Annotated in this window: 11 protein-coding genes and 1 pseudogene; 1 reads left to right on the forward strand and 11 read right to left on the reverse strand. The window is 29.9% G+C overall.

Annotated features, from left to right (window positions below; all coding sequences use genetic code 11):
• Positions 1 to 11 precede the first annotated feature (11 nt).
• From asrB to ACQZHJ_RS11235, 11 genes and pseudogenes are all read right to left on the reverse strand, one after another.
• Positions 12 to 803 carry an anaerobic sulfite reductase subunit AsrB gene (gene asrB, locus ACQZHJ_RS11185; protein WP_430485637.1) on the reverse strand — a complete coding sequence of 264 codons (792 nt, stop codon included), beginning with the start codon at positions 801 to 803 and terminating at the stop codon, positions 12 to 14.
• The gene (gene asrA, locus ACQZHJ_RS11190; protein ID WP_430485638.1) at positions 804 to 1,835 is read right to left on the reverse strand and encodes an anaerobic sulfite reductase subunit AsrA; all 1,032 of its coding nucleotides are present in this window, start codon (positions 1,833 to 1,835) and stop codon (positions 804 to 806) included.
• A 329-nt stretch (positions 1,836 to 2,164) separates the two neighbouring features.
• Positions 2,165 to 2,341, reverse strand: coding sequence for a dockerin type I domain-containing protein (locus ACQZHJ_RS11195; RefSeq protein WP_430486891.1), 177 nt, complete (start codon positions 2,339 to 2,341; stop codon positions 2,165 to 2,167).
• Positions 2,342 to 2,371: 30 nt separating this feature from the next.
• Positions 2,372 to 7,450, reverse strand: a pseudogene (locus tag ACQZHJ_RS11200) (NPCBM/NEW2 domain-containing protein); the annotation flags it as partial.
• A gap of 247 nt (positions 7,451 to 7,697) precedes the next feature.
• Positions 7,698 to 15,581 carry a type I pullulanase gene (gene pulA / locus ACQZHJ_RS11205; RefSeq protein ID WP_430485639.1) on the reverse strand — a complete coding sequence of 2,628 codons (7,884 nt, stop codon included), beginning with the start codon at positions 15,579 to 15,581 and terminating at the stop codon, positions 7,698 to 7,700.
• A 236-nt stretch (positions 15,582 to 15,817) separates the two neighbouring features.
• Complete coding sequence (locus ACQZHJ_RS11210) at positions 15,818 to 16,051, reverse strand: hypothetical protein (protein ID WP_430485640.1); 234 nt, start codon at positions 16,049 to 16,051, stop codon at positions 15,818 to 15,820.
• 166 nt (positions 16,052 to 16,217) lie between these two features.
• Positions 16,218 to 17,036 carry an undecaprenyl-diphosphate phosphatase gene (locus ACQZHJ_RS11215; RefSeq protein WP_430485641.1) on the reverse strand — a complete coding sequence of 273 codons (819 nt, stop codon included), beginning with the start codon at positions 17,034 to 17,036 and terminating at the stop codon, positions 16,218 to 16,220.
• A 206-nt stretch (positions 17,037 to 17,242) separates the two neighbouring features.
• Positions 17,243 to 17,689: a hypothetical protein gene (locus ACQZHJ_RS11220; protein ID WP_430485642.1), complete on the reverse strand. Its 447-nt coding sequence runs from the start codon at positions 17,687 to 17,689 to the stop codon at positions 17,243 to 17,245.
• Between the two features lie 72 nt (positions 17,690 to 17,761).
• Positions 17,762 to 19,234 (reverse strand): histidine kinase dimerization/phospho-acceptor domain-containing protein, encoded by a 1,473-nt coding sequence (locus tag ACQZHJ_RS11225; protein WP_430485643.1) that lies wholly within the window; start codon positions 19,232 to 19,234, stop codon positions 17,762 to 17,764.
• The gene (locus ACQZHJ_RS11230) at positions 19,212 to 19,877 is read right to left on the reverse strand and encodes a response regulator transcription factor (protein ID WP_430485644.1); all 666 of its coding nucleotides are present in this window, start codon (positions 19,875 to 19,877) and stop codon (positions 19,212 to 19,214) included. Before ACQZHJ_RS11230 ends, ACQZHJ_RS11225 begins: the two co-directional genes overlap by 23 nt.
• 350 nt (positions 19,878 to 20,227) lie before the next feature.
• Positions 20,228 to 22,225 (reverse strand): bifunctional 2',3'-cyclic-nucleotide 2'-phosphodiesterase/3'-nucleotidase, encoded by a 1,998-nt coding sequence (locus ACQZHJ_RS11235; RefSeq protein ID WP_430485645.1) that lies wholly within the window; start codon positions 22,223 to 22,225, stop codon positions 20,228 to 20,230.
• Positions 22,226 to 22,460: 235 nt separating this feature from the next.
• Here ACQZHJ_RS11235 and ACQZHJ_RS11240 point away from each other — a divergent pair, with 235 nt between their 5' ends.
• Positions 22,461 to 22,871: a hypothetical protein gene (locus ACQZHJ_RS11240; protein WP_430485646.1), complete on the forward strand. Its 411-nt coding sequence runs from the start codon at positions 22,461 to 22,463 to the stop codon at positions 22,869 to 22,871.
• The last annotated feature ends 15 nt before the right edge of the window (positions 22,872 to 22,886 follow it).

The raw sequence follows: 22,886 nt of genomic DNA on the forward strand, positions 1-22,886 counted from the left end.
CTTAATTCCTCCTAATCTAATAATGTCTTAGCTTTTGTATAGTTAAATACAGGCCCTTCAAGACATACATAAGTTTCATTTATTCTACAGTGTCCACATTTACCTACTGCACAGGACATTTTTCTTTCAAATGAAACCCATATTTTATCTTCTGGAACCCCTAATTTTAAGAATTCTAAAGCTGTAAAATGCATCATTACTGGAGGACCAACTATTATCACTTCATAGTTATCCCCAAAACTTTCTAGAGGTAACTTGTTTAAATGAACTGTTACAAGTCCAGTTTCCCATCCTTCTTTTGTATCATTATCTAAAGTATATATAGTATTAAATTTTTCATTCCATCTATCTAAATCATTTTTAAAAAGTATTCCATCAGAATTTTTAAATCCAAATATAAGACTTAAACTTTCAACATAATCTGGTTCATCATAAAATTTATTGATTAAACTTCTTACAGGAGCAACTCCTGTTCCTCCAGCTACTATTACTACATTTTTACCTTTAAACTGTTCCACTGGCCAGCCTTTTCCATAAGCTCCTCTTAAAGCTATCTTATCGCCAGGTTGTAATTTAAATATTTCATCAGTAACCTTACCAACTGCTCTTATTGTAAAATCTAAATATCCTGGTCCAAATCCACTTACTGATATAGGAGCCTCTCCAACCTTTGGAAGAGATAATTGAAGGAATTGACCATGTTCTGGAACCACATCAGAAGCTATTCTAAAAGTCCATTCTTTATCTGTTTCCTTAACTATATCAATTATTTCACATGATTTAGGTGTTAAAATATTTTCCATTTACATCTCCTCCATTATCTCTTTTACTGCCTTTGAAACTTTATTTATAGTAGCTGTTATAGATATATTCTCAGGGCATCTATCTGTACATCTTCCACATCCAACACACATATGTTCCTCTCCAAATTGAGCTTTGTAATCATGTATTTTATGCATTACCTTATATCTCATCTTATCTCCAGCTGTTTTTCTAAAGACATGTCCACCAGCCATTTCATCAAATCCATCAATATGACAAGAAGCTTGTATTCTTTTTCTCTCACCAATATTTTTATTTGAATCATGGACTATATCTTTTGTTGTAAAGCATGTACATGTACTACAAGCTACAGTACAACTTCCACATTGAATACATCTTTTATTGTATTCTTGCCACATTGGATGTTCTTTTAATTTATTTAAAACTTCAATATCTTTAATTTCTGGTAATTCTACTTTAGTTAAATTTTCTTCTATAAACTTTAATTCGAATTCTTCTTCATTCTTACCTTCGAAGTATTTATCAAATTCATCCTCTTTAACATTGAATAATAACTCATCATCAGAGAATCTTACAGCTAAGCTATAATCATCTGTTTTATTACTATTCATTGTTGTACAGAAACAGGTATCCCATCCTTCTGTGCATTCCATACATATAAATTTCACTCTATCTCTCATTCTCTTATAAAATGGATCTTCAAATTTCCCATTTTTAAGATATATTGTATCTTGTCTTCTTTGTGCATTTATATCACAAGGTCTTGCAAAGATAAGTATTTTCTTTTGGCTATCCATTGAACTTTCCATAAACTTATCTTCAACAAAATAATATAATGTTTGAGAGATCGGAGTTATAACCTCTTTAACTGGATAAGTAGATTTCTCTTTATAGACTATTTCCTCCACACTATTTACTTTATCGTACTTTATTATGTCTGTATCTGAGTACCTTCCTTGTTTCTCAAATCTCTTTGGAGCATAGATTATATACTCTTTACTTAATTCTTTGAATAAATCGTTTACTTCACTTAGTTTTAATTTGTATCCCATTCAAACACCTCCAAAAATAAACAAACTCCCATTTAGTTTATTTTTTAACAAACTATTTACACTTATATAATACTCCCTTTACTGTAATAAGTTAAATCGGAATTTATTATATGTGTAATAAGTTTTTACCTATTATTGTTTTTAAACAACATATGCTTTAATTTAAAATTAATATTAATTTTAACCACACACTTCATCTCACTGCCATATCTAAAATCAGTTCTAGATAAAAACAAGTCTTAAAAACAAAAAAATCCTTGGATAATAGAGTTTTTAAATCAATTAAACTATTAACCAAGGATTAAATATTCAATTCTTATATAATATGATTACTCTAATATTTTTTCTGATATAGTTTCAATTTCATAGTCTCCAACTATTCCATCTCCATCCATATCATACTCTGGTTTGTTTTCTCCATAGTATTTAGAAGCTAAAGCTAAATCACCTACATCTATAACTCCATCTTCATTTAAATCTCCGTTACTAGTTACAGGTGGCAACACTTCTTCGAACTCAGTTATAAACTTAGCATCTGCCCAAACAGCATGATCATTAAAGTCATTTATCCCTGATAAAGCTTTTAGCCTTACTTCCTTAACTCCAGTTAAATCTAAATCTATGAATGCAGCCTCTGATTTAGGTCCTATCTCCCCACTATTAAACGCCTCTTCCCCATCTAAGAAAATTTGAAATGTTACTTGTCCATATTAGCTATTGAATTGACTATAATCAACTCCAGCAAAGGTTTGTAATCTTTCATATCCCTTTCCTTCAATATCAAAAACAAGTTCTGATTGCGCATGAGCTCCTATCCCTTTCTCAAAGCTAGTTGCAACACCATCTCTTAACAGCCTTATAACTCCTCCATTTGGTGATTTATCTCTACTAAAGTCTCCATAACCAACATAGGAACTACTTTCCCAAGACAAATCTGAAAGATAAGCAAAATTCTCAGCAATAACTTTTATATTATATACCTTTTCTACATTCCCATCAGGTGAAGTAACCTTTATTGAAGCACTATTTTCTCCTGCAGGTAACATTTCATTTACAGTTACCTTATTCTCCCCCTTAGTCTTTCTTCCATTAACATCAACTTCAACATTCGCCTTAAGTTCTTGAGCCTCTACTACTAAATTAAGCTCTTGTTTGGTTGTTTTAATTTCATAGTCTGTAACATTAGGTTGAAACACAGGATTTATTCTATTTCCTTCTGATTCAATATTTAAAAGCTCTGCATTATCATCAGCTTCAACTAAAGCTCTTATTGTATAATAATTAGTTGTCCATAAATCTCCAGCTTTACATGAAACTACAATCTCATTATATCCAGAATTTAACTCTATTCCATTAGAATACTCTTCAATAATTTCATTATTTAACGCTACTTTAACTTCTGCTCTCTCATCATTCTTCATAGCCTCAACATTAATAACTTTAGATTCATCTTTTCCAACTCTTAAAGTATAATCAAAAATATTTTCATCAAAACCTTCAAGTGACTCTCTATTAACTTTTAAATCACTTAAAGATGCATCAATATAAGATAGATGTGAAATATTTATTATATATCTTTTTTTGTTAACTCCATCTTTAGCTATACTTTCTACAAATATAGTATTATTACCTGCAGTTAATTTTATTTCACCACTAAATACATTATTGGATGTATTATTATCTTTAACTTCTTCTCTCCACTCACCTTTATAAACCTTGATATCTCCAAGTCTTTCATCTCCATTTAACTCTAAAGTTATCTTATCAACTTCTCTAGAAACCTCAAAATTATAGAATGAATTTATGTCCTCTGAAATATTAAATCTTAATTCCTCAATTGATATTGAGTCCAATTTATCATAACTATCATGGAACTTAGAAATATTTATAGTGTAAGTTTTAACTTCATCAGTTAAAGAATTCTTGACCTCTATACTTATTACATCTTCTCCAGTTACATCAATCTTTTCTTCAAAACTTCCCACTCCTTCATAAATCACTTTATCATTAGCTACTTTAACATTAATCTTATCATCTCTATTTAAAGTGCTCCCAGATAATATTAAGAAGTCTTGATCCTTTATGGAATTATAAGAATAGCTTAAGACATCATTTTTGAATCCTTCTATCTTTATTCCATTAACCTCAATGGTATCTAATACTCCTGAACGCTCTTCTCCTGAGATAACTACAGTCTCACTTGTTACCGCATCTCCAACTACTCCATACTCATCAACTGGATATACTGTACAAGTTAATTCTCCAAGTCTATTAGGAGTATAAATATTGGTATTTGTATAATCAGTATATATTGTTCCTTCATGAGCAACTTCCCACTTATAAACTGATTCTCCTTCTAAATGATTTTCTCCATCTAAAAAATCATAAGAAACCTCTATACTTTCACCTACGCTTACCTCATCTTTATTTAAAGTCACTAAAGATGCAACTGGCTTTTTATTTCCAACTTTCATAAATTTAATTGGAGTAAGACTTCCTATTGTCTCTTCTGTATATTCACTTCCATCACCAACTTTAAAATCTGAAAAATCAACATCCTTCGCTCTTCCATCATGATTCCAAACAGCAAATCCTATTTTATAGTCACTTCCTAAAAAAGCACCATCTAATGTTCCCCATTCTGAATAATCTCCATCAGGTGTTTTATATCTTATATTTAAAGTATTTCCTTCTTTATGAATATCAAATATAAGTTCACTTCCACTTACTTGAACTCCCTTATCATTTTCAGTAGCATTTCCATTCTCTTCTCTCACAGTAACAACTCCACCAAAATGCGATTTCTTACCTACTGATATATAATTATTAGAGTCTTTGTATAATAAAACTGATGCTGTATCCCATCTACCATTTTCTTTTTGAGGAAGATTATTAACTTTTACAGTAAATCTTAAATCCTCTTTATTTAATTCCTCTGGAATATCATATAAAACTAAGTTTTTAACATCATTTTGATTTTGATAAAGATCTCCTCTATCCATAGTTAGATTCAGTGTTTCTCCATCATCTAAAACATTCCATCTTTCCTTATTTTCATTAACTATATTTATATATGAAGGCTTAAAAGTTCCTTCTTCTGAAGATATTATAACTGTTTTGCTATTTGAAACTCCATTTACTTCTGCTTTAACAATTACAACCCCATTTTTCTTTGAAGTTAAAACCCCTTCATCACTTATAATAGCTTTGTCAGTTTCACTTCCATCAAAATTTCTTACACTCCATTTAACCTCATTATTTAAACTTTCTGGAAGTATATTTGCTTCAAATTGAACATTTTCCTCTAAGGTACGTATAACTAAATTTTCTTCATTAACTATTTCTATATTCTCTGGCTTTAAAGTTTCCTCTCCAGAAACTATTACTTTAATTTTGTTAGACTCTATAGCTGAATCATTCCAATTATAGTAAGCAACTATTTCTGCTTCACCAGCTGAAACTCCAATCACCTTTCCCTCTTCTGATACCCTAGCTATTTCCGGATTTAAACTAACATAGCTAACTTTCCCAACTGCTTCACTAGCTATTTCTTCTCCATTTATAGTTATATCATCACTATTCTTTACATATTCTAAGGGCATATTTGTAACTACTGCATTCTTCATTAAACCATCATCGTAAGTATTGCCTTCAACTACAACATTTTTACAAGCATCAAAGTAGAAAGCATTTTCTTCACTACCTTCATTAAGGCTACCGCTTTTGTCTAAATTCAAACTTACTTCTTCATTTACATTCAAATTTGTTTTATCTAAAGATAAGTTTAATTCAATCTCTGGATCCATTCTAAATATTTTATTATTTCTGATAGTTAAGTTTTCTACACTTTCAGCTTTAACAACTGAATCATGATCCATATAGAACTCATTATCTTCTATTGTTATATTCTTGTGAATTGGTGTTTCTGCTGAAGGTAGTCCTCCTCCCATTGTTACAGGATGAATATAAACTGCAGACTTAAATCTCCATTCAGTTTGTCCGCCATCTTTTATATAGAACTTATTATTTCTTATTGTTAAGTCTCTTATAGGACCTGACTCATACCAATCACCTGAATCATTTGAAAGGAATATTGTTGCCATCCCCATATTTTTAAACTCATTACCTTCTATTAAAACTGGCTTTCTAGTTGTAGAAAGTATTCCTCTAGTAGGTATTGTATGGAATTTATTATTTATAATCTCTAATTCTGGAGTATAAGTAACGTTTTCTGCTACATATTTAGGTTGTCCACTTATACTCTCATCTATATCTTCTGGCAAATCTTTGTCAAATTTGACAATCATAGTTCTTAAATCATTACCATCTTCACCTGGATGTGAAACCTCTTCAACTCTATATATTGTCTCTTCATCATTAGGAGACATTAATGTATCTCTAGTAAAAAACGTAACCTCATCTCCAACATAATATTGTGGAAACCCTCCTTGTTGATGATGTATATATTTAAGCTTTAAAGTTCTATTATCTATTTTCTCCTCTACTCTAGTAAATGTACCATGAATATTAATGGGATCATCATGAGCATGTGAGAAATTACTATTTTCTATTCTTATTTTTCCACTAGCACCTGAAACGTGAATTAAGTCTGCAAAGCTAGTTGTATATTTTCCAGTACCTTCTCTTGGCATAAAATCAACAGTGTCATAAGTTACATTTTCACTCATCTGAGTTAGCCATCCAAAACCATGCATGTAATGAACGTCAACATTTCTAACTACTGTGTCTTTACTCTGCCATATAAATGCACCTGCAGTCTCTCTCATACTAGATGCACATAATTCATTTACTACACCTATTTTTTGGCCTGATGGAACTTGACCATTATAAGTTATTCTAACCTTATTCTCCTCAATCTCTTTAATATTATTTACTCCATTGAAAGGTCCTTCACCTAAAGGATGTCTTCTAACAACCTCTTCTTTTGGATTATATATAACAACAGACCATGCATTATGGTGTCCCTTTTGACTCCAATAATGCTCACCTGTATATGGACTCTCTTCACTTGTCCATAATATATTCGTATTATTATCTACTATTTCATATCTAAAGTTAGATGGAATATAGTAATCAACATAATTTTTCCCATTTTCCTCCCCTATATTTACTACAGTCATTTCAGAGGTTGTGGGAACTTCAAAATCCCAAGAAAAGTTTTCTAATATAACGTTTTCACTATTAACAACAGCTAATGCCATCATATTACCATGCATGTTAAATAGCGAACCATTACCATCTATAGTTAAGTCTTTCTGATCCTCTACTAATATACCAATAGTTTTAATTGGATTTTCTATACTATTGGTATTTGATGTATGATATTCTCTCTTTGCAGCCTTATCTTTGTAAATCTGGTACTCTCCTTTTGGAAAGTCAATTTCAACAGGTATCTCATATTCTTTTGCTTCTTCAAGAGCTCTTTGTATAGCTACTGTACTATCTTTTTTACCACTTGGGTCTGCTCCAAAATCCGTAACATCTATAATTATTTTTTCTTCCAAATTTTTCTCCTCCGTTGCTAAAGCTACTTCCCCACCTATACTTAGAGAAATACTCATTAAAGTTGTCATAGTTAAAGAAATCTTTTTCATTAAATCTTTATGTTTTATAATAAATCCCCTCCCTTTGTTGTTCTACATAAAATACTTTATATCTTATTACATTTTTTGTAAACAAAATTCATTAGTTTTATTAATAAATTAATTTTACACTAAAAGGAGTACTTCAAATTCAGAAGTACTCCTTTTAATTATTCTTAATTATTTCATTTTTAATTTTCACTGCTATTTTAACTAAGTATTTATAATAAAGTTTATGTTTTAAAATTATAATTTTTAATTAAAACCACCAATCTAATCTAGGATTAAGCATATAATCAAATTGAGATTCAAATATAGAATTAAATATATAATCATATTCCATATCAAATAAATATCCATTCCAATAGCAAGGATTTTGCATAGTTATTTTTATTGTTATATGACCAAATATTTCTAAATCACTAAAGAAATTATCTCTAATAACTTTCACTTTACAACTATCCATAAATTTATACCCATCTTTACTAATAGCTGTTATATAAGTTTCTCCTCTTCTTAATGCTGTGACCTTTCCATTTTGGTCAACAGTAGCTACTTTTGGGTTGCTTGAAACCCATATAACGTCCTTATTAGTAGCTTTTCTAGGGAATATTTTTGCCTCTAATTTTAAGTTGTGATTTTCTTTTATTCTAACATTATGCTTATTTAAACTTACTCTTTTTACATGAACTACTGATGGTTGTGCTTTCTTCTTCACTTTAACTTTAATCTCTTTTGTAAATGATGCGCCTTGTGAGTCAGTTACTTTATACACCACCTTATAAGTTCCTGGTTTTTCTACATTCACTTTATTTTCTAAAACTTTGATGTCTTTTGTGATATCTCCATCTTCTTTATCCTCTGCTATTACTCCATTCATAGGATCAAATTTATCCCCAACTTTTAAAGTAACATCTTTAGCAGTAATTTGTGGAGCTTCATTTATTACTGTTGGCGGCACTTCCTCTTCTTTTAATACTAAAATAGTAGTTCCTCCATCTTCCATAGAAGGCACATCTACAGATACATTACCATCCTTGCCTACTGTATATTCATTTCCTCCATATAAGTCTTTAAGCTTCTCTCCTTCTTTGAAATTTGTTTTAAAGCTTACATTTCTTCCTTCTTTTCTAGTATTTAATACAATACTTACACTTTCTCCATTGTAACTTCTTAATACTACTGAATATCCTTTCTCATTGTTTCCTGCAATAGTTTTTCTTTCACCTTTTGAGAATACTTTAGAATATTCTTTTCTAATATTTAAAAGTTTTTCATAGTGATCATGAACCTTTTTATATCTAGGGTCATTTAATCTTGAGAAGTCCATGTCATATCTGTTAGCATCGCCTTTTTCAAAGCCATTCCAACCTGACATTCCAAGTTCTTCGCCATAATATATAACTGGTATTCCTTTGTCAGTTATTTGAACTGAAGCTGCAAGCATTTGTTTTCCTAAATCATCACCTACTGTTTTTAAGAATCCATCTTCATCATGACTACTTAAGAATTGTCCCATTAATTTATTATTATTAACCTTACTTGCTCTATCATCTAAATAAGCTGATGCGCCTTCAATATTTCCATTAACAAAATCTCTTGCTTTATGCTTGTATCCAAAATCTAATAAAGCATCCATTTGTCCATTCTGAAGTTGTCCACCATCATTATTTATATCTGCCCCAAAGTACTCTCCAATTATCTTAAAGCTTGGATCTATTTCAGTTAATTTATTTCTAAATGCTTTCCATGTAGTATTATCAACATGTTTAACTGTATCTATTCTGAAGTAATCAATAGTATTTCCTTTGTCAGTTTTACTTCTTTTAACCCATCCTGTTTGCCAATCTATAAGTTTTTGTCTTACTGCTGGATCTTCTGTCTTGAAATCTGGAAGCCCTGCTGATTCTTGAGTTATAAAATCACTTCCTGGATGTTCTCTAAACATATCTTTGAACTTAGTTCTTTCTGTATCTGTTGGATAGTTATTTGCATCCTTATTTGCATCCACACCTTTCATTCCATATCCAGAATGATTTAAAACAACATCTACCATTATTTTGATTCCATTATCATGAGCTGTGTCTATTAGAGTTTTTAAATCATCCATAGTTCCTAAATGAGGATCTAAAGTTTCAAAATTCTTAGCCCAGTAGCCATGATATGAATATTGTTGTTTTCCTTGAGAGAACATTTGGTTAAAGTCAGTATTTTCAACAATCGGAGTTATCCAAACAGTGTTTATGCCAAGCTCTTTTAAGTATGGAATTTTATCTGTTATTCCTTTTAAATCTCCTCCATGATAAGTATATGGATTCTTCTTATCATAGTTATTTCCATGAGGATCATCATTGCTATTATCACCATTAAAGAATCTATCTGTTACTGTAAAGTAAATTCTTGATTCATCAAAACCAAAGTCTAAAGGTCCAACTCCAGTCTTAGCCTTAACAGTTAATTTTCCTGAAGCTTTATGAACATCTCCATTCTTATCAACTACAGTAACTGGTATTTCTTTTTCACCAGCAGTTATATCATCTCTTACTCCGATAGTTTGACTTATTGAGTTATCTTTTAATAAATTTAAATCCATTAACTCTTTATTCGGTCCACCTACATTTGTAAGATCCATATATATTTCTCTTATATTATCTTTATTGGCATCACTACCACTTAGTTTAAGGTTTACAAGAGTATTTTCATCATAGTTAACTTCGTTACTTGAGAAATTAACCTCTCCATTAATCTTTAACGGATCATAATTTATAGTTTCCTTTTCAGTTTCTGTTGTTTTACCATCCTTAGTAATTAAGAAACTATACTCATATTTTCCAGGTTTTATATCTTTTAATAAATATCCAAAGAACTCATTTTTTAAATCATAAGTCATATCATAAGTTTTTGTATCTTTAAATAATAATCCTGGGAAAATAACCTTAACTTGTACTTTATCTATTGAAGATTGGTTATTTGCTTCATATAAAGCTTCATCTCTATATTTGAAGTCAAGATTTCCTTGATTTACCTCTGCATTTTTTATAGAAGGTACTTGGAAAAGTTCTCCCACTCCACTCTTAACAGTTACTTTTGTTACATTCATTGAAGGATCTATTTTTATATATCTATCTGAATCATAGGGATCTTTTTCATCCCAACCAGTTCCTTTTCTTAAAACAAATCCTACTTGAGTTGTATCCGGCGCTATTTCAAACTTAGTTACTGCCTTGCCATCCTTAACTTCAGTAAAGTTTTGTTGTCCATCTTTAACACCTGTTTGCCAAGTCCAGATATTCCATCCATCGTAATTTTTATCATCTCTTGCATAAGTAAACTCTATATATTTTTTAGTATATTTTTTAACTTCTATTTCCTTAGTAGCTTTTGCACCTCCAGCTTTAGCTGTAATAGTAACCTTACCTGGATTAATTCCTTGAACCACTCCAAGAGTTGATACTTTAGCTATATCCTCATCTGAAGAAGACCACGCTATATTTTCTCCTGCCATAACTTGACCAAATTGATCTTTAACATTTCCACTAAGTTGAATGTCCTTAGATGTATAAACTTGATTTGGTCCCTCTAAAGTAACGGTAGTAGGAACTAAATGAGTTACGTCTACCACTACTTCTTTAGTTATTTTTCCTGAAGCTAATGTAATAGTAGCTTTTCCTTCTTTTAGGGCAGTTACTTTTCCATTACTTGAATCAACTTTTACAACTGAATTGTCTGATACAGTCCAATCAAGTTTTGCATTTTGAATTATTCTTCCATTTTGATCTTTTACTACAGCCTTTAAGAAACTTGATGTTCCTAAGTCTAAGTTTAATTTTGAAGAAGTTACATCTATTGATGTTGGAGTTTGAGCTTCTCCTTCTATGCTCTCATCATAAAGTACTTTTGTTGATAAAGGAGCTACCTTAACAGTATTTGTTCCTTTAAGGGTTTCTAATACTTTTGTACCTGCATTGTGCTCATTTACAACTACATTCCAATCGCCTTGATGAGGAAGAGCTATTTCTTTCTCTGCATTGTTACCATTATAAGCTACAACTATATTCTTCCATGAATCACCATTAGCAAAATTCTTTAATTGGAATACAACTACATTGTCATTAGCCTTAGTAACTACTAAGTTACTTTCAACTGCAGCCTTTGTATTCATTCTGAAAGCTGGATGTGATTTTCTTAAGGCAATTAAACCTTGATAATAATCAAATACTCCACTGAATCTTTCTTTGTTTTGCCAATTTATTTGGTTAATAGCATCTGGACTCTTATAACTATTATGGTCACCATATTTACTTCTTAAGAACTCATCTCCTGCTTGGAAGAATGGAATTCCTTGTGAAGTCATAGTTATTGCAGTTGTTAAAATACTTCTTCTTACATATTCATTATCTAAAGGATTGCTTTCAGTTATTACACTATAAGGTTTAGCTTTCTTTTCAACAGCTTCTTGAACTGATGAATAATTTTGGGCATCCTCTCCAGTTAAAGCGCCATCTCTCATCTCTAAGAAGCCAGCTTCTTTTTCTTTTCCACCTGATTTTATTACTTTATCCCAAAGATTTAAGTTATCGTGAGCAGTTACATAGTTTATTGTTTCACTAGGGCTATCTGCAAAATCATCTACTGAACCTTTTACCCCAGCAACTATAGCACCTTCTTTACCAGTTGCTCCAGTGGCAAAGCCTTGTCCCATACCATCACTATCACCTTTTATAGCTCCTCTGAAGTTATCATTAAATACAGCGAAACCTTTTCCTCTTTGAGTTCCTTTTAAAGTTTGTTGACTTTCTGGAAGAGCACTTCCACCAGCTTGCCATGGTTCTCCATAGATTATTAAACTTGGATCAATTTCATTTCTTAACTCAGCTGTAAGCTCATTCATTGTTTTAGTATCAATTAATCCCATTAAATCAAATCTAAATCCATCAACATTATACTCTTTAGCTAAATTTTTTACTGAATCTTTTATATATTTTCTAACCATTGGTCTTTCAGTTGCAACTTCATTACCACATCCTGAACCATTAGTATATTTCCCTTCATTATTACTTCTATAGAAATAACCTGGTACTATTGGGTCGAATGGAGAATTTTGACCTATTCCATAAGTATGGTTATAAACTACATCCATTACTACTCTTATACCGTTTTTGTGAAGTTCTTGCACCATATCCTTAAATTCTTTAACTCTTGATGTTGGATCTTGTGCATTAGTTGAATATGAACCTTCTAAAGTATTATAGTTTTGAGGATCATATCCCCAGTTATATTGTGGTTTATTACTCATTTCATTTACTGAAGCATAATCAAATGATGGTAATAAATGAACTGTTGTTATTCCTAACTCTTTTAAATGATCTATTCCTGTTTTTACATCTGTTCCTGGAAGCTTTGTTCCTTCCTCTGCTATTCCTTCAAACTTCCCTTTATCTTTTATTCCTGAATTAGGTGATATTGAAAAGTCTCTTACATGCATCTCATATAAAATAGAGTCTGTTGGATTTAGCATTTGAGGTCTTTTAACTGAACCCCATCCTTCCGGATTAGTTTGTGAAAAATCTATTATAGCTCCTCTTTGACCATTAGCTGAAACAGTCTTTGCATATGGGTCTATAGCATAGTTAGTCTTTCCATTTGCAAAACTTACTTTAAACATGTAGTACTTACCTGATAAGTTTTCATTAACCTTTAAGCTCCATACTCCATTGTTCTCTTTAGTCATAGGAAGTTCTCTTCCCCCAGCATTGTCAGTTACTTTACCACTTTCATTGTAAGCCCCTGCATTATCATATAAAGCTAAACTTACTTCTTTAGCAGTTGGTGCCCAAACCTTAAATGTTGAACCCTCTTTAGTATAAGTTAACCCTAAATCATCACCTTTGTAGAAATACTCTGGATAATCTAAGATCTTTCTCATAGTAACATTAGTAGCTCTAAAATGTTCACTACTTACTTCATATAAATGACTTGGATCAATATCTGGAGTGCCAAATAATCCGCCCTCTAATGTTAATTTAACTTGGTTATTAGAAATTTTTAATGCATTTACTTTTAAATCCTTATTCTCAGTTTTATCTATTAATTTAAATGAATCTAAATCTGAATCATTTATTTTTCCTGCTGCAGTAACTAATAGGTCAGTTTTACTATCCATTAAGGCTGATACTAGTTTAGGTGAAGTATCTACATCTTTTCTATCGTAATAAATATTCTCTTCTCCTTGAACTATCCAAACCTCAACGTTTGTTCCATCTTTAACTTCTATAGTTCTGTCATGACCAATATCTTTATCTTCCCAATTACCTTTTCTTAATATAAAGTTTAATTTATCTGATGGGAATTTATATACAGCTCTTGTGAATCCATTTTCAGCTTCTGACTTTTTATTAAAATCATAACCTTGTCCATTTCCACTAGGCTCCCATAACCATAAATTCCAATTATCATAGTTACCATCATATCTGAAATAGTTTATTGTATATGTGTACATTTGAGAGAGTATTGAAATTTCTTTAGTTGCTGAGTATTTATCTGAAGAAGCTTTGATTTTTATCTTCTTGCTTTTATCAGCATCTTTAGAAACCTTTAATGTATTTCCTTCTATTGAAACTCCTGTAACCGGTTCTTCTAAATTCCAAATTACCTTTGCCTCTTTTTTATTTCCTTCAGTATCATACATATATGCAAGTAAATTCATATCTTTACCTACTTCTATACTTGACTCTCCACCGATCTCTAATCCTGGCATCTTCACAACGGAATTTCCATTAGCTAAATCCTTATTTGATGGATCTGTAAATGAATTATCCCAGTTATCTTTATTAGGCTTAAATTTATATTCATAAACTCCACCTGCTAAAGGTACTGTTACTTTAAATATACCATCTTCCCCTTTTTCCATATGTACTTGCTTACTTGTATCCCATGCCATCATTGATCCTATAAGATATAAGCTATCCCCATCAAACTTAGCACTAAAAGTTGCTGTTCCATCATCATTTATTACTGGACTTTTTAATATTTCTGGCTCAGTTGTACCACTATCGCCTCCATTATTACCTTCATCCTCTAAACCTAATGCTACATTTATCTCTTTAGGATTATTTATTGAATCGTATATTTTATTTGCTTTTAAATCTGCTACAAAAATAACATTTCTGTCAGCTAGCACATTTAAAGTAACATTTCCTTGAGCTGGTATTCCACCATTATCCCAAGCATGATTTATAAGACCTTTATATTCATAAGTTCCTTTTTTCATAACCTTTGAAAATAAAACTTGATTTCCATCAATATTATGCATGTCAAATTCTTTATTTGCTATATCCCAATCTCCATTTCCTTCTCTTACTGTTCCTATTAAAGAAATAGCATTAGCTAGACCTGGATCATTTATTGAATCTATAACATAATTTCCCAAGTAATCACTTAAAATAGTTATGCTTTTTGTTCCTTTTGGAATAGTAGTTTTAATATTATCTTTAACTTCCCCATTATTCCAAGCACCATTATAAGCAACTTTATACTCTAAATTAAAATCTTTCCCTTGTGCACTTTCTTTTATAGGAAAAGTCTTTTTATACATTCCTCCACCTATATAATCAAGCTTTTCGGTATCGTTACCGGGATTCCAATCAGAAGCTCCCTCTATTAAATCTTTTATATTACCTACTAATATTCCTTTGTTTTTAAACTGTTCTGGATTGTTTATTGAATCATAGACTTTTTTATTATTTTGATTTAATCTAAATATTACATCTGAATCCTTTTGAACATTTAAAGATATGTTTTGTCCATTATTACCATAACTTTCATCCCAAGTTCCATTCATAGCAATTTTATAATTGTAATTTCCAGCTTTAAGCTTTAAAGTACCTTCATATATGCCATTCTTGTACTTTTTAAGTAACCCCTTCATATTGGTTGGATCCCAGTCGGAACCGTTACCATTTTGCTCCATAAAATCTCCAACAACTACTGCAAAAGCTTCACTTTTAGTTTGCACTAAAGTTTTAACTTCATCAGTATTGTTTTTTTCTCCCGCAGCCATTACAGACATATGAGGGAAAAAACTAAATAAGAATGTAAATAAGGTTAAAATAGTAATCGACTTAATTTTTTTCCTTGTACTCACTCTTAAAAGTCCCCTTTCATTTTAATATTTTGTTAACAATACACTCCAATGATAACATTTTCATGATATTGTTTTCAATAGTTTTCCTACTATTTCTAGAAAAATTTCTCAAATTAATTAATTTTCCTTTAATTTTTAACTTTATTTCAAAAATCACCTCTCTTTAGATATCATTCAAATACCTAAAGGGAGGCAAATTTACTTATATTTATTAAAAAACTAAAATTGCTCCATAATTAAGAAGCTGTGTTTTCTTCTAAAACGATAATTTGTGGTGGTAATGGGCCTAGGATTCTTTGAGAAAGTCTTACAGTATATTCAAGTTTATCTACTTCAATAATAGGTGTTCCTCCCATTGATTTTATGTTACATTCATTTCCTTGTTTAGTTAAATAATCAACAATTTCAGCCATTGCCTCACTAGGACTTGTATATCTGTTGTTAAGTTCAATTGTAATTTTCTTTTTCATAAAAAACTCCTTTCCTTTAAATTATAGTAATAATATATGTATATATAATATCCATTCAATATTTTGTATTTAATTGCATTTATTTCAATAAAAATAATTGAACCACACTTTAAACAGTCATTAATAAAACCCCCTCTAAGCATTAACTTAGAGGAGGTATCCATTTTTATTTTATAAAATAAAAATATGCAATCAAAATTATTCCTAATATTATTCTATAATATCCAAATATCTTGAAGTCATGTTTCTTAATATATCCAAGTAAGAATTTAATAGCAAATATTGAAACAATAAACGCTACTACTGAACCAGTTAGTAATACTAACCATTCAAATCCTGAAAATGCAAAACCAGCCTTCATAAGTTTTAAGGCACTCGCTCCTAACATTGTAGGTACTGCTAAGAAGAATGAAAACTCTGTAGCAATAAAACGTGATGTCCCTAATAAAACTGCACCTATTATTGTAGCACCTGATCTTGATGTACCAGGTATTAGTGCTAATACTTGAAATAATCCAATTAATAAAGCTGTTTTATATGTAAGGCTTTCTAAAGATTTGAACTTTGGAGCTTTATTTCTATTTTCAACTACTATAAAGGCTATTCCATATACAATAAGCATAAGTGAAACTGTCTCTGGATTGAAAAATACAGCTTCTATCTTTTCATCAAACAATACTCCAATTATTCCAGATGGTATTATGGCTATAATAACCTTTGTCCATAAATTAATTGTATCCTTTTTTTCTATACTACTTTTAGATGAGTCAAAAGGATTTAACTTCTTAAAGAACAATACTATAACAGCTAGTATTGAACCAAATTGAATAACTACAAAAAATGTACTTACAAATAGTGGTGAAAGGTTAAAGCTTATAAATTCCTCCACTAAAATCATATGACCTGTACTACTTACTGGTAACCACTCTGTTATCCCTTGAACTATACCAAGTAATATGGCCTTAAAAATCTCCATTATTTCCAATTTCTAATCTCCCCTTTTTGCAAAATATGCGTAAATTATATCATCTTTTTTAATCTTATTTGCCAAAAGAAAAGATAGTTTTCAAAATATTAAATTTACGTTCTAAACTAAAATATGATTATCTAAAACAGCGTCTTATCTAAAATCAAAAAGCTATGCTTTAAACTAGTGATACTCACTAGATTTAGCATAGCTTTTTATAAGTATTATTTATTTATGCTATTTCTTCCTTGGCCATTTCCTCTTCTCATACCTTGACCATTTCCACAGCCATTACCTCTCATTGCTCTTCTCTCATTGCAAAATTCTGATGTTTCTTCTCCTAAATACTTAAATGCTTTATCATGAATTTCATAGTATTTATTTAAATCCTCTTCACTTAAATCTCTCTTTGATTTTCCATGATATTGATCAAAAAATGCTTTTTCATCTTCAGTTAGTTCATTGTATCCCTTATCTAATAATTGTTGTTGTTCTTCTGAAAGATTCATATTTGGATTGTTTTCACACCAATATCCACTATTGCTCTCTATTTGAGTGTTATTAGTTGTTTCTTGGAATTCATCACTTGCTTTTGCTGTTACAGCTCCAAATATTCCAACTCCTAAAACAGTAGCTAAAGAAAAAGTTAATGCAATCTTTTTAATTTTCATAATTCATTCCTCCTAAATCTTTTCTATGATTAAATTATAAAAATCTACTGTTACGCCACTGTTACATAAAATTTATTTTTCTAAATTAAACTCTACCCAAAATTCAACGCCATATTCTTTGTTTGCTACACCATACCTTCCATTATGTAAATTCATGATTTCTCTAACTATTGCTAATCCTAATCCAACCCTATTTTCATTTGAACTTCTAACCTTACTTCCTCTAGCGAATGAGTACCATATATTCTCAAGTTCAGCCTCTCTTATGTGTTCACCACTATTAAATATAGCAATTCTTACATTGCTTTCATTTACTAAGCTCTCTATTTTTATTTTTTTCTCATCATTTACATGGCATAATGCATTATCTATAAAATTATTTAAAACTTGTCCTATCCTTATTTTATCTCCCATTATAAGTATATCTTCCACATTAGTCTCTACTTCTACATCCTCACTTTTAAATCTTAATTCAAAAGAATTTAAAGTTGACTGTATTACTTCTCTTATAGAAACCTTTTCTTTTTTAAGTGAAAAACTCTTAGATTCTAATTTATATAACTCCAATAAATCCTTCACTAAAACTCCCATTTTCTCACTTTCCTCACAAATAACATCCACATAAAAATCAGTATCTTCTTTCTCTTCTACAATGCCACTTCTTAATCCTTCTGCATACCCATTTATAACTGTTATTGGAGTTTTAAGTTCATGTGATACACTTGAAACAAACTCTCTCTTTAATTTTTCTTCTTTCCTTTGTTTCTCTATAAGTTCTTTTAAATTAATATTTTTTTCTTTTAATTCTTCAAAGGCTTCATTTATCTTAACTGACAATTCATTAATACTCTCACCTAAGTCTTCTATTTCATCTCCAGTATTAATATTTACCTTTTCTTCAAAGTTAAGCTTTGCTATTTTATCTGTTATTCTATTAAGTTTTAATATAGGATTTGTAAATTTCTTTGAAAAATAAATAGCAACTAAAACTGAAAAAATCATTATAGGCACAAATATTATAATTAAAAACTTTAAGGCTATATTAACGCTGTTTTTTATTGCATTTATAGGTATTTTAACCATAACAGTATATTTATCATTATCACCATCTACTATTGCTGTTAAAAATTCTATATTTTCTGATCTTTCATATGTTAAATACGCTTTCTCACCATTATTTAAACTATACTCTTTATCTATGCTACACATTCCAATGGAATTCTTATGTTTACTCATACCATTTCCCATAGGCTTAGTAGTAAAACTCAACTCATCATTTTCATTAAATATTTCTACTATAACTCCCTTGTCCCTACTGCTCTTTAAGATTTCATCTTCTAAAGATTCATCGAGTCCATATGCCACTTTATTTTTCACTAAAACTCCAAAAGAATTTAACTCTTCTCCAATATTTCTTATATAAAAATTCTCAAAATTTAAGGAAAAAATTATTATTCCTATGATTATCAATGAATTTATCATCAATATTCCTTTTAATAATTTTCCTCTTATTGATTTTTTCCTATTCACCAAATCTATATCCAAAGCCTCTTATATTCTTTATTAAAGAAGCATCCTCCCCTAACTTTTTTCTTAATCTAGTAATATGAGTATCAACAGTTCTTAAATCTCCATCATAATCATAACCCCATATTAAATCTATAAGATTTTCTCTACTGAATATTCTCTCAACATTTCTCATGAAAATATATAAGAGTTCATATTCCTTATGTGTTAGTTCTACTTCATTTCCACGCACATTTATTTTATGATTATCTTCTTCTAATGTTATGTTCTTATATATAAACTTCTTTTTTTCTTCCTCTATCTTAACTCTTTTTAATAAGTTATTAACTCTAGCTATAAGTAATTTAGGATTAAATGGCTTAGTCATATATTCATCTGCTCCAATATCAAAGCCCATTAATTCATCTATATCCCTATCCTTTGCTGTCAATATCATTACTGGTAAAGTTGATTTTTCTCTAACCATCTTACATACTTGCCATCCATTATATTTAGGCATCATTACATCTAATATAATTAATGATATATTCTCTTTTTCAAAATACTCCAAAGCTTCTTGTCCGTCTTTTGCTGAATAAACATTAAATCCTTCCTTTTTCAAAAAATCTGTTATTAACCTAAGAATCCTTAAATCATCTTCAGCAACTAATATATTTACCATATCACCAATCTCCCCATAAAATATTCTAATTAATTTAAACAAAATATTATGTAGTTTTTAAGTATTCTCCCTACTTTTCTCTATTTATAAAAAATATATTATCATATAAAAATGGAGCTGTATCAAAATAACTTTTTAATACAGCTCAATCAAATTTATATTATTCTTCTGTGCTTTCAACTATTTTAGTCTTAGCTTTTTTAGGTTTCTTATTATTATTATTTTTAGCCATTTTTATCGCTCCTTAATATAGATTATTAAATTTATAATTGCAATTACTTATTTATAAAGTATTATCTCTGAATTTTTATTAATCTATACTGGAACTTTATTCACATATTAGAGGGGTTTTACTGATTAGAAAATGTATAATTATAATTACTTAGCCCATTTTCTGCATCTCCCACATATTCTATACCTTGAAAATCTCCTACATAGTCTTTTCCATTTGTATTAGATAAAAACTTTCCTTGAGCACCCTTTCCAATGATTTTCCAGTTATTATCCTTAGATGGAGTTAATGGTGATTTAGCCTTAATATAATCTGATAAAATCTGTCTTGTTTCATCCTGTGAAAGATAAACAAGCTTATCTCCTGATTTTAATCCTGGAAAATGTCCTCCACCGCCAGCTCTGTAATTGTTAGTTACAACTAAAAACTCTTGATCCATATTTAAAGGTTGTCCATTAAATGTTAGGTTCTTAATTCTATTTGAATCTTTATTTATAACATTTCCATCCTTATCGTATTTAGGTGCCTCACTTATATCTATATCATAATTTATTCCATCTATTATATCAAAGTTAAAGCCTGGATACTCTAAATTTATAAATTCTTGAGGTTCTTTAGAATTTTTATCAATTTGAGTAAATTGACCTGCACTCATTTCAAGCCATTCCTTAACATCTGAACCTTTAACCTTTACTATAGCTAAAAGATTAGGAAATTTATATATATTAGATATATCTTTTATTCTTAAATCTCCGCTTTTTAAATTAAAATAATCCTCTGCATTAACTCCACCCTCTGTAAGACCAGCTTTAAGTGGTGCTGTTGCACATAGTATAGGTAAATCTTTATATTTTGCTAACTCATCATTCCCATTTGATATTAGACCTTGTACATATTCTTTTTGTGCATCATTTATTAATTGAATTGGAGCAGTATCTGCAACTAATGAAAAATAACTATTTAAGTCTTTTGTTATTTGTCCTACTGAACCATTTACATATTGTAAAGTAGCCTCATGATATGGTTTTAAAAATTCAACCAGCTCCTCATCATTTTTAGCCCCTTTTACATCTCTATTTTCTGATTTTCCATCAACTACTTTCCAATTTCCATCCTCACTCTGACTAAGAGTTAAGTCTATAACACCTAATTGCTTAGCAAAATTAAGAGGTTGGACAGTAGGTGTTCCATTCATAGTTCCCTTTTCTACATCAACATTTCCTAAAGATTTATATTTTTCATTTGGAAATTTATCATGAGAATGGCCAGTAACAACTGCATCTATACCATCTATATTAGTTAATTCATAAGCTTCATTCTCATTTCCTTCTTTGTAATTTCCATCTCCATATCCACTATGTGATAATGCTATTATTACATCTGCTCCCTCTTTTTTCATTTGAGGAACAAATTTTTCAGCTGTCTCCTTTATATCCGCAACCTTTACTTTTCCATCTAAATTAATCTTGTCCCAATTTAATATTTGAGGAGGAACAACTCCTATAACCCCCACCTTTAAATTTTGTTCTTTTCCATTAGAATCTACTACTTTTTCATCTATTATTTTGTATGGATTAAATACATTTGTCTCTCCATCTTCTTTATATACATTAGCATTTACAAATGGCATATCACTACTACTAACAACGTCCTGTAAATATTCTAAACCATAATTAAATTCATGGTTTCCTAATCCTCCAACATCATATCCCATTTTTTCTAATGTTTCATATACTGGTGATTTTTCTCCATCTTTAGGTTGATTTACCTTTCCATAGTAATCTCCTAAAGGAGTTCCTTGTATATCATCTCCATTATCCACAATAACTACATTATCAATGTTATCATTTAAATTTGAATTGGGATCCACTTCCTTTTTTGCATCTTTTATAACAGTAGAAACCTTTACCATCCCCATATTATCTAATTCTGAATCAGTATAATAATCATAATTCATTAAATTTGAATGCATGTCCGTTGTTGCTAGAATTCTTAAATTAACAGTTCCTCCATTTGATGCTTGTTCATCTTCCGCTTTAGAATCACAGCCCCATAATACTCCACCTGTCATTAACTGTGCTGCTAAAATTGTTGCTATTATTCTTTTTTTCTTCACTGTTTACACCATCCTCAGTTTAATCGTTTACTTATCCTTTTGTTGTATTTGCTAGTAAATTATATTTAATTTACCATTTATTTTTTTAAAATTATTTTAACACATCGTTACTTTATTAACAATATAAAAACAAATATTTTCTTATCTTAAAACTTCCTTAAATATTTTTGGTTTATTTTACATTTTATTCATTATTTGATATATTAAAGTTAAAAGATTTTAGGAGGTTTTTTATATGGAAAATAATAAACAAAATAAACTGGGTGCTGGAATAATAACTATTTCTATCATTCAATTAGTATTTTCAGGGTTTGGATTAATAGGAAGTATTATTATGCTAATGCCATCTTTCCAAGAAGCTATGAGTACCTATGCAGGAATGTCTCCTGAACAAATGGGAATTTCCAAAACTGCTATTATAATAGGACTAATTTCAGTAATTCTAATAATATTAAGCGTTATATTAATTTTAATGAAGAAGGCTATTGGAGTTTATCTTTATTTCCTTATAACAGTTGCAAATATTATATACTCTATAGTAATGAATGGAGTTATGATTTCAAGTCTAATAGGAGCATTAATCCTTCCAATATTAATGGCTATATTTGTATACAAGAAGAGAGCTATTTTCGGACTAGCTAAATAATTTTTTTATGATAAA

Source organism: Clostridium sp. B9 (genome assembly GCF_050509515.1).
Lineage (GTDB): Bacteria > Bacillota > Clostridia > Clostridiales > Clostridiaceae > Sarcina.

Coding starts and splice junctions, on each gene's coding strand:
- asrB (WP_430485637.1), bottom strand. CDS start 803: ATGGAAAATATTTTAACACCTAAATCATGTGAAATAATTGATATAGTT.
- asrA (WP_430485638.1), bottom strand. CDS start 1,835: ATGGGATACAAATTAAAACTAAGTGAAGTAAACGATTTATTCAAAGAA.
- ACQZHJ_RS11210 (WP_430485640.1), bottom strand. CDS start 16,051: ATGAAAAAGAAAATTACAATTGAACTTAACAACAGATATACAAGTCCT.
- ACQZHJ_RS11220 (WP_430485642.1), bottom strand. CDS start 17,689: ATGAAAATTAAAAAGATTGCATTAACTTTTTCTTTAGCTACTGTTTTA.
- ACQZHJ_RS11230 (WP_430485644.1), bottom strand. CDS start 19,877: ATGGTAAATATATTAGTTGCTGAAGATGATTTAAGGATTCTTAGGTTA.
- ACQZHJ_RS11240 (WP_430485646.1), top strand. CDS start 22,461: ATGGAAAATAATAAACAAAATAAACTGGGTGCTGGAATAATAACTATT.